General features: G+C 63.9%; 14 protein-coding genes. All 14 read right to left on the reverse strand.

The genetic code is table 11. From position 1 onward, the window contains the following. Positions 1-46: 46 nt before the first annotated feature. The 14 genes from ABS758_RS07155 to ABS758_RS07220 all read right to left on the reverse strand — a co-directional run bounded on the left by ABS758_RS07155 (position 47) and on the right by ABS758_RS07220 (position 8,657). The gene (locus tag ABS758_RS07155; RefSeq protein WP_350381727.1) at positions 47-223 is read right to left on the reverse strand and encodes a hypothetical protein; all 177 of its coding nucleotides are present in this window, start codon (positions 221-223) and stop codon (positions 47-49) included. After that, positions 213-455 (reverse strand): hypothetical protein, encoded by a 243-nt coding sequence (locus tag ABS758_RS07160; protein ID WP_350381726.1) that lies wholly within the window; start codon positions 453-455, stop codon positions 213-215. The genes ABS758_RS07155 and ABS758_RS07160 overlap by 11 nt, the downstream gene beginning before the upstream one ends. Next, positions 452-691 carry a hypothetical protein gene (locus ABS758_RS07165; protein ID WP_350381725.1) on the reverse strand — a complete coding sequence of 80 codons (240 nt, stop codon included), beginning with the start codon at positions 689-691 and terminating at the stop codon, positions 452-454. Before ABS758_RS07165 ends, ABS758_RS07160 begins: the two co-directional genes overlap by 4 nt. Next, positions 684-2,120: an SNF2-related protein gene (locus ABS758_RS07170; protein ID WP_350381724.1), complete on the reverse strand. Its 1,437-nt coding sequence runs from the start codon at positions 2,118-2,120 to the stop codon at positions 684-686. The genes ABS758_RS07165 and ABS758_RS07170 overlap by 8 nt, the downstream gene beginning before the upstream one ends. Then, positions 2,117-2,623 carry a class I SAM-dependent methyltransferase gene (locus ABS758_RS07175; protein WP_350381723.1) on the reverse strand — a complete coding sequence of 169 codons (507 nt, stop codon included), beginning with the start codon at positions 2,621-2,623 and terminating at the stop codon, positions 2,117-2,119. The genes ABS758_RS07170 and ABS758_RS07175 overlap by 4 nt, the downstream gene beginning before the upstream one ends. After that, positions 2,620-2,952 (reverse strand): PDDEXK family nuclease, encoded by a 333-nt coding sequence (locus ABS758_RS07180; protein ID WP_350381722.1) that lies wholly within the window; start codon positions 2,950-2,952, stop codon positions 2,620-2,622. The genes ABS758_RS07175 and ABS758_RS07180 overlap by 4 nt, the downstream gene beginning before the upstream one ends. A gap of 90 nt (positions 2,953-3,042) precedes the next feature. Continuing rightward, complete coding sequence (locus ABS758_RS07185; RefSeq protein ID WP_350381721.1) at positions 3,043-5,211, reverse strand: DNA polymerase I; 2,169 nt, start codon at positions 5,209-5,211, stop codon at positions 3,043-3,045. Next, positions 5,208-5,576: an HNH endonuclease gene (locus tag ABS758_RS07190; protein WP_350381720.1), complete on the reverse strand. Its 369-nt coding sequence runs from the start codon at positions 5,574-5,576 to the stop codon at positions 5,208-5,210. The genes ABS758_RS07185 and ABS758_RS07190 overlap by 4 nt, the downstream gene beginning before the upstream one ends. Continuing rightward, positions 5,566-5,781: a hypothetical protein gene (locus ABS758_RS07195; RefSeq protein WP_350381719.1), complete on the reverse strand. Its 216-nt coding sequence runs from the start codon at positions 5,779-5,781 to the stop codon at positions 5,566-5,568. The genes ABS758_RS07190 and ABS758_RS07195 overlap by 11 nt, the downstream gene beginning before the upstream one ends. 179 nt (positions 5,782-5,960) lie before the next feature. Beyond that, on the reverse strand, positions 5,961-6,230 hold the full coding sequence (locus ABS758_RS07200; RefSeq protein ID WP_350381718.1) for a crAss001_48 related protein: 270 nt from the start codon (positions 6,228-6,230) through the stop codon (positions 5,961-5,963). 8 nt (positions 6,231-6,238) lie between these two features. Further along, positions 6,239-6,823 (reverse strand): ssDNA-binding protein, encoded by a 585-nt coding sequence (locus ABS758_RS07205; RefSeq protein ID WP_350381717.1) that lies wholly within the window; start codon positions 6,821-6,823, stop codon positions 6,239-6,241. Positions 6,824-6,833: 10 nt separating this feature from the next. Further along, entirely contained in the window at positions 6,834-7,037 is a 204-nt protein-coding gene (locus tag ABS758_RS07210; protein ID WP_350381716.1) for a hypothetical protein, read from the reverse strand. Continuing rightward, a complete protein-coding gene (locus tag ABS758_RS07215) occupies positions 7,034-8,362 on the reverse strand; it encodes a DUF2800 domain-containing protein (RefSeq protein ID WP_350381715.1) in 1,329 nt (442 codons plus the stop codon). Before ABS758_RS07215 ends, ABS758_RS07210 begins: the two co-directional genes overlap by 4 nt. After that, on the reverse strand, positions 8,355-8,657 hold the full coding sequence (locus ABS758_RS07220) for a hypothetical protein (RefSeq protein ID WP_350381714.1): 303 nt from the start codon (positions 8,655-8,657) through the stop codon (positions 8,355-8,357). Before ABS758_RS07220 ends, ABS758_RS07215 begins: the two co-directional genes overlap by 8 nt. Positions 8,658-8,821 lie beyond the last annotated feature (164 nt).

The raw sequence follows: 8,821 nt of genomic DNA on the forward strand, positions 1-8,821 counted from the left end.
CTGCAGCGTCAGGGCCTTTTCCCCGGCCGGCGGGGTCGTAGCTGAATCAGTCATCGTCGTCTGCCTCCACGGAACGGCAGGCCGCCATCAGTTCCGACTTGAGGATTTCCAGCACTCCGATGGTCGTGGCAAGCAGCACGGCGCCGTCGTATTTATGGATGGCTTCGCGGATATCGCAGGCAAGCCCCTCAGCCAGCTGTGATTGACCCTGTTCAGTGTTCATCTTCCAGCCCCCTGATGGCGGTGGCTACGTCGTAACGGGCGCTGCGAAGCGCCTGGCGCGCGACTCCGATAGCCCGGCACGGTACCGTGACGGCGCTTGCCACCTCTTCGAAAGCATCAGCCGCTGCACGCGGCCCGGGGGCGGGGTCGCCTGTCTTATCCCAGGCATCCCGCAGATACTGCGCAGCGTGGTGCGCAGTTCCCCGCGCGACTTGGTTGCCGTGGTAAATCATGGCTGCACCTTGGGGGCGGCGTTCAGCATGGCCTGGTAGGCGGCGGCCAGACAGACATCTGACCGTGGCGGGTGCCTGTTGGCTTCCAGGCGTGCGCAGGCCATCATGGTGATGTTGGGTTCCACCGGCACCAAGCGCAGGCCGGGCTGGGACGCCAGCACCAGGCGGGCATAATTCTGGATGTACTCTTCATTCAGCGTGCCATCGGGCAGCGGTGGAAATATCAGGTCAACCATTGCAGGTTCCTTTTTTCATGGCTTCAAGTAATAGGTCTTGCACGCCTCGCTTGGTCTTGTGTCTGGCGATCACCAGTTCATCGACCGTGCTGCGCGCGATGATGTCGTAGATGTAGGTGGGCCGGTCATGCCCAGCCTGGGCCTGGCGCACGGCGCCGACCCGTTCAATGATTTGCTGCCTGCTTTCCAGGTTCCACCAATGCCCAAAGAACACGACGGCATTGCACACATCCTGCATCCCGTCCAGGCCGTGGCCGGCGCTGTCGGGGTGGGCAAACAGCAGCGGGATGCGCCCGGCCTTGAAGTCGCGTAGGGTCTGTGGGTCGGCATCCAGGTGGCGGCCGCGTGGGAAGGCTTTCAGCAGGCGCGCCAGGTCGCTCTTGAAGTGGTACGCAACCAGCAGCGGCGCGCCCCCTGTTTCTTCCACGATGGATTCCAGGGCCTGAGTTTTCAGAGTATGGACTTCCGCCCAGGGGCGGTTCTCGCCGCCTTCGTCCGTGGTGTAGGCCGCACCATTGGCCAGCTGCAGGCATTTGATGGTGCGCGCGGCCGCGTTGAAGGCCTCCACGTCGTGGCCATCAATCTGCATGAACATTTCCCGTTCCATGTCGCGGTACAGGTCGCGGGCACGGTCTGGCAAATCGATGTACACCGGCACGCTGATGGGTTCGTGCAGGTCGAACCAGTCTGCCGGATCAAGCGATATGCAAATGTCGCGCAGCAGGCTTTCAATTTCCTGCTGGGCAAATGGCAACGGCATCAGGTCAACGGCATGCGGATCGGCGCCCACCTGGATGGTCTGGAACCAGCGGGACTTGAAGGCCTCGAATGACCGGCCCAGGCGCTGCCCGCGATCCAGGAACCAGATTTGCCCCCACAGGTCTTTCAGGCCATTGGGCGACGGCGTGCCGGTCAGTTCGATGAAGTGCCGCACCTGGGGCAAATGGGCCACGCGACCCAGGGCGGCCGCCCGCTTGCCACCCTGGCGGGTGCGGAAGGACTTAACCCGCGTGGCTTCGTCGGGCACGATCTTGGCGAACGGCCAGGGCTTGCGCAGGTCGGCCAGGGTTTCCACCAGCCACGGGATGTTTTCGTAATTGATGGTGAAGGTGCTGGCCGAAAAGCTGAACGCGCGGGCCAGTGCCTTTTTGCGGGCGGCGGCGGTGCCGACAATGGGCGTCACTTCCACGTTGCGCAGGTGCTGCCATTTCACGACTTCATCCGGCCAGGTGCTTTGCGCCACGCGCAGCGGTGCCGTGACCAGCGTGGGGCCAGGCTCGACCAGTTCCAGCGCGTCCACGGCGGTCAGCGTGGAAACGGTCTTGCCCATGCCCATGCCTGCCCACACCGCGCAGCGTGGCGTGTTCAGGATGTGGTCGATGATGATGTCCTGGTACGGGCGGGGGGCGAAGGCGCGGCGTTCAGTCACACCAACCCCCTGGCGTCGCCCGGTTTCATGAACACAAGCCAATGCGTCAAGCCCTGGCGTCCGGTGGGATGGCCGAACAACGGCTGCACGGGTGCCAAGGCCAGCACGTCGCGCACCTTGACTTGGGTTTCGTTCCACTTGAAGACCAGCACGCCGTCAGCGGCCAGCACGCGAAAGCATTCAGCGAAGCCCGCGCGCAGGTCATCGCGCCAGTTGTCGGACAGCTTGCCGTACTTGGCTGCAAGCCAGCTTCGAGGGCCGGCGCGAACCAGGTGCGGCGGGTCGAATACCACCAGCTTGAATGTGGCGTCGGGGTACGGCAGCGCGCGGAAGTCCAACAGCACGTCTGGTTCAATACGCAGGGTGCGCTGGCCATCGGCTTGGCCGTGCGAACGGTCAGCAACGGTAATTGTTTCGCTGCGACGGTCGCCGTACACCACATCAGGGTGCTGGCGGTCGAGCCAGAACATGCGGCTACCGCAGCAAGGGTCAAGCACCCTCATGCCAGCACCCCGTCCACGCCTTCCAGCGAGTCGACCACGACCACGACCTGGCCCATGCGGCGCATCCTGTCGTGTTCGCGCTGCTGGTGGGGCTTCGCTTTTTCACCCGGCGCTTTCAGTTCCACCCAAATCGTCGCAGCGGGCCGCACCAATTTGTCGTGGTATGTAGTCCCCTTGGGGCCGTCGTGCCGTATTTTCTTGCGGATTTCCGGCAGCATCACCAGCCGGTCGGGGGCGCCGTTGCGACCAATCCAGCGCACCTTGCGGACTTCCCCGCCCAGCGCCTTGACCTGTTCGACCAGGTAGGTTTCGACTTGGGATTCACGCATGGGTACGCCTCCACGCCGCACGCAGCGCCGGCCAACAGTCGTAGCCCAATGATCGGTAATACTTGAAGAATCGAAGTAGCAGCATGGTCATCAACCTTTCTTGTAGCGGTGGGCTTCAAAGCCGGCCGCCGACAGCGGCAGGCCATCGGCCCAGGCAGGGTTAGCCGCCATCAACCCGGCCAGGTGGCCGGGGTTGAATTCGGGGCGGTCGGGGGCTTCCGTCAGAATTTCGTCGTGGACGGTCAACACGATTTGGTAGCCGGCAGCTTCGACGGCCGGCATGCTGGTGGCCAGCACGTCGCGCGCTACGGCTTGGGTGATGTTTTCAGCCAGCTTGCCGCCGTAGGTTTTCAGGCGCGACCACTTGCGGCTGTACTGGTTGATGCCCATGTAGGACAGCTTGCCGGTGTCGTCCACCTGGGGCAGCGGGTAACACAGCAGGCGCCCGGAAGGCAGCTGCACGCGCAGCCATGCGCCCGCGCGCTGCAGGCGGATGTCACGCACGCGCTGGGTGACGCCCTCATTGATGACGGCCATCATGGCGGCCTGGGCCAGCGCGGGCCAGAGTGCTGACACGGCAGGGTGCGCCCGTCGCCATAGGCGTTTCAGCGAGTCGCACACCATGAAGGTTTGTGGCGTCAGGCCGAAGCTGCCATCCTTGCGCCGGCTGCGCGCAGTCAGGTACCGTTCGGCCTCGGCCAGCACGTCGGCGGGGATGCTCGGCAGCGCGGCAACGGCCATGGCGTCCAGGTCAATGCCATAGGTGGCCGCCCCGGTCAAGAATGCGCCCACGCCACCTTCGTACCCCAGCATCAATTCCATGACCTTGCCGATTTGGCGCTGGTTGCCTTCGACCGTTTCATGGCCAACGGCGAACGCCTTGGCATAGGCCAGCTTGTAGAGGTCGGGGCCGCGCCGGGTGGGGGCACCTTTCTTGTTTCGTTCCAGGGCGATGGGGCGGCCGGCCAGCGCGGCATCTCGCAGGGCTATGCCGTCGTGCCATTGACCATCCACGCCCAGGCAGGTGTCATATTCGCGGAAGGCCTGCAGTTTCCATTCCTCGCCGGCCAACCACGCAATCACCCGGCCTTCAATGTTCGACAGGTCGGCCACCACCAGCTTGTGCTTGGGCGGCACGATGATGCACCCACGGATGGCGCTGCTGGTCAACTCCATCACGTTCGGGAACACCAGGTCAGCACACCCCGCTTTCAGGGTGTCAATGCCCAGTTCGATGGCGGCCTGGTGCAGCGTCGGCCGGGGCAGGTTCTGCGGCTGGAACAGCCTGCCTGCCCAGCGCCCGGTGCGCGCGGCGCCGTCGAATTGCAGGGTGCCGCGCAGGCGCCCATCGGGGCTGACACCTTTGACCAGCGTTTTGTATTTGCTGATGCTGGTCTTACTGGCCTGCAGCCGGATGCCCAGCAGTTCGACCAGCATGCGCGGCAGGTCGGTTTCCCGTTTCAGGATGTCTTCCAGGGTGCTGTTCTGCAGGTCGGGTACTTCGATGCCGTAGTGGGTGAGGATGTGTTTCAACAACCGGTCGCGCTGGGTGGCGGCCTGCACTTCACCATCGGTCAGCACCTGGGTGCGCTCGGCCAGGCTCTTTTTGGAAAGTTCGGCGGCATGGATCGCGGCCTGAGCCAGTTCCACATCCACCAGCACGCCCCGGTCGTTGATGGTCTGATCCAGGTGCCACAGCGCCAACTCGGTGCCGGTGTAGTTCCAGCTGGGCAGCTTGGCATCCACCACGCGCATGGCCTCGATGTCCAGGCCCGCGTATTCCTTGAACCGTGCCCAGTCTTCCGGGTGGGTGGCGCTGGTGGCACGGCGCAGTTTGCGATTGGCGGCCAGCGGCTTGCAGAACAGCTGGATCAGCTGCTTGCCTGCCTTGTCCTTGGCCTTGTCGGTCGGCACGGCCAGGATGTCGCACAGGGCGCCCAACGCCCCCGGCATGCCGTGGGCCAGCGCCTTCACCATGGTGTCGTGCCAGCGGTACAGGGGCACGTCCTGCCCCGTGTAGTGCAGCACGTTGCGGTCGAACGCGGAATTGTGCGCGGCCACCTGCACCAGGGGGTCGGCCAGCGCGTCTGCCAGGTCGCGGGGGCGGGGTTCGCCATTGACTTCATCGACCACCGACACCGGGCCGTCATCGATGGCCCAGGCCGTCAGCAGGATTTCCACGCCTTGCATATAGGCGTGCGTGCCGTTTTTGATCAGCACGGCGCTGAACGTCTCGAAGTCGATCCACAGGCGCGTCATGCCGCTTTCCTGAAGGGTGTGAAGTGGCGGCCCTCGGCCACACACTGCTTGATGTTCTGCTTTTGCGTGCCGCCCTTTAGGTGGGCGGGGTTGCAGCAAAGCCGGTTGTTGCACAGGTGCATGACCACGCTACGGTTGGTCAGCTTGCGCCCGCCCAGTTCCACGACGGCAACGCGGTGCACCAGGAAGGTGCCCACCTTGCCCTTGCGCGGGCCACGCTTGAAGCGGCGGTTGATTTGCCCATAGCCCGACGAATTACGCTTGCCCATCCATATCCAGCAGGATGACCCGTCATAGAACGAGTCCAACGACAGGTAGGTGTTTGCGATGATGCGGGCAGCAAGGTTTGCGTACTTAGAGGGCATGGAAGCCATCCAGTGACGTGGCGCGCACGTCCTTGGGGTCGCAGTGGTGAACCTTGTGCCGGCCCTCCATCAACACCCATTCGCCATCCTCGTCCTGCCAGCGCAGGCCATCTTTGCCGCACCGCTTGCAAGTCACGTCAGGCGCAGCGCCCGCCGGGCGCTTGCCGTAAATAATCCGGTCTTCGTTGTCATCGAAATAGCTCATAGATCACCCCTTCAAAAAGCCCTTTGCCAGGATTTCCAGGTAGTCACTTGCCCGGCCGTCCTGGTTTCGGCATGCCCTTCGCCTGAGGTAGCGGGTGGGAGCGAAGGGGTAGCCATCCTGGCCTGGGTGCCGCGTGGGCTAAACGCAGCTGGGAGGAAACGGCCGCCCACGGTTTTTGATTACGCGGGGCGGGGTCGGCCTTCCAGGTCGGCCTGCGCATCGGCTTCGGTCAGCACGGGTTTTGGGAAGGCGGCAATGCGTTCGCCCAGCACGGCGCTGTACATGGTCATCAGGTGGGCCTGGGTGTTCAGGCGCTCCTGCTCCTGCCATGGAAGACTGGCGAACAGGTCGGTATTCTTGAAAGCACCCAGCTTTTCCCGCCTGGCGTCGAGTTCCGCCTTTTCATCCACGACGCGCTGTTGATGGGGCTTGAGGTTCGGAACGTCCATGTCGCCCCCTACACCAAGTCGGCGGCCGCGTCGGCGCCTTCGCTGATGTCCGCGAAGCCGTCCAGGCTGGGCGTGCCGGCACTGAACGCTTCGCCCTTGGCCGCGTACTGCACGACGGAGAACGATGCCCGGATGCCGCTGTTGGGGGCGGGCTGCGCGTAGATGCTGACCTTGGCGTTCACATAACAGCCCGCGTAGGGGCGGCCATCGTCGGGCAGCAGTGGCGACATATTGGAGTCGATGATTTCCGGGCGCGAATTCGGGCGGCCCTTGATCAGCGCCTGGCGGTGAGTGGCCAGGTACCAGTTGCCCGGGTAGCCGTCATACTTGGCCGTGCTGCCCTTGCTGCCGTCCAGGTAGCACATCTTCTGCGGGTTGCCCTCGAAGGCCTGCAGCTGGGCGGCGGCCTTGTCCTTGAATTGGGCGGCGGCTTCGGCCTGGATCGCGGCGCGGATCGCCTTGTCATTTTCACTGCCGGGAACAATCAGGAACGTGGCGTTCCAGCGCGGCTTGCCGTCGCCCTTTTCGTACTCCTGCGGCGTCCACAGGTCGGGGAAGGACAGACGGACATTCTTGAGGATGATTTCAGCCATGATGGCTCCTTTACTTGGTTGCGGCGGCGTACTTGCTCATGCCGGCTTCGGGTTTGAACAGCTGGGGGAAAAGACGGCGCACGCGAACGCCGGCCTCTTCGACGGCCCTACGACGTGCGAGTGAATCGGGTTTGCCCACGGCTGCGGCTTCCCGCAGGATTTGCTGGGCGGATGCGGGCAGAATTTCATGCCGCCAGTGGTGCCACTCGCTCATACAAGACCCTCCATTTCGGCTAGGTCTTCGGTCGGCGCGGCATCGGGTTGAACGGTTTCATCCTTGAAGCCGTCCAGCGGTGCCGACACTTCCAGCGCGGGGCGCTTGTCCGCCGTGGGGGCCACCGTTGGGGCGCCGTCTGGCTGAGTAATCAAGGCCTGCAGCTTCGTCCACTGGCGCGCGCCAATGGCGTCGGCCTTGTGCAGCTTTTCAGCCGACGTGGGCGAAATCAGTGACAGGTCATACATCTGCTCAACTTTCAGGCGCATCTTTTTCAAGGTGGCTTCGGCTTCGGCCTTGTCCATCCACGCCCGGGCGCCACGCTTGCCCGACACCAGCTTGAAGCCGGGCACGGCGCGGCCGGCCAGCAGTTCGACCTTGCCCTGGGCGCGGATCGCAGCACACCAGTTTTCGATCAGGTCAACGGCGCCCAGCAGATTGCCCAGCAAGGTGTTGTCGACCGTGCGCGTTACGGCGCTTTCCAGCTGTGGCGCCACGGGCTTTGTGAGGTCTACGAAATCGTCCGCGACGGTGGCCAGCACGCGGTCACGCAGCGTCGGGCAAATGGCCTTGGCTTTGCAGAAGCGGCACGGGTCATCGTCGGGGCGCAGGTCTTCCGGCCGAACATCGGCCGGCCCTTTGCCGACGTAGGCCAGCGCATGCGCGGCCAGCGTGCGGGTGTTGGCCGCCCAGGTCTGCAGGCTTTCGCCATCCATAGGCTGGCTGACCGGCATCACCCATTCGCTGACATAATTCAGGCGCGGCTGGTGAATGACCATGCGCACCCGGGCGAAGTCGCCAATGAGGCTGAATTCTTCCAGCGCGGCCGCACCGTAGATGCCCAGCTGCGGGTTGTGGTCGGCGTCGACCAACAACCCCTTGCCGAATTTCAGGTCAATCACCACCAGTTCGTCGGGCAGCAACACCACGGCGTCGGATGTACCCTTGGCGCCAGGCTCACCCGTGATGGACTCGATGGACAGGCGCTGTTCGACCAGCAGCTGGCCGCCAAGGCTTCGCACATAGTCCAGATACTTCTGAACGTGTTCGGCCATGTCCTGGGTGACCTCGATCAGGGGGACGCCTTCAAGCCTGCCTGGCAGGTCAAAGTGTTCGGTGCCTTTGGTCATGGCGACGAACTTGCCAACGTGCACGGCGGCGTCATCGCCCGATGTCAGGCAGGTGGCTCCCACGAAGTGGGCGGCGGTACCCTCTTGCGCGAAGGGACTGGATTCATCCGGGCAGGCCGATTCCATGGCCACACTGCCGGGGCAGTGCAGCCAGCGGTGCGCGCTGGATGGGGAAAGCGCGGCGTGGTCAGACATGGCACGCCTCCCTGCAGCCTTCCACCGCCACGATGTCCCGCACGAATTCAATGCGCGACGACAGGTGAGGCAGCGGTCGCGCTTCGCCGGTTTCAAGGTTGACCATGAACAGGGGGCGTTCCTCGTCGTACAGCCCCTGCATCATGTTGTCGCGCATGGCGCGCTTGCCCGGCGCATTGAAAACGGCGACTAAAAACAGGGTGTCGGTGGGCTTGCCCGTGTCGTCGGTCACGCGGATGACATCGCCGGGACGCGCGTGACACAACTTCGGCAGCTTCGTGTTGATGACTTTCATCACGCGGCCCCCTTTTCGGTGGCGGTGACTTCCACCCAAAAACCGCTGATCAGGTTCTTGGGCTTGGTCTTCGCCACGACACGGGCGTGTATCGACCAGCGGCCGATTTGCACGCGCAGGCCTGCGTAGATTCCGTAATCCTCGCCAGCTTTGATGCCCTCGCC

This window comes from Castellaniella sp. FW104-7C03, from assembly GCF_040276085.1.
GTDB lineage: Bacteria > Pseudomonadota > Gammaproteobacteria > Burkholderiales > Burkholderiaceae_B > Castellaniella.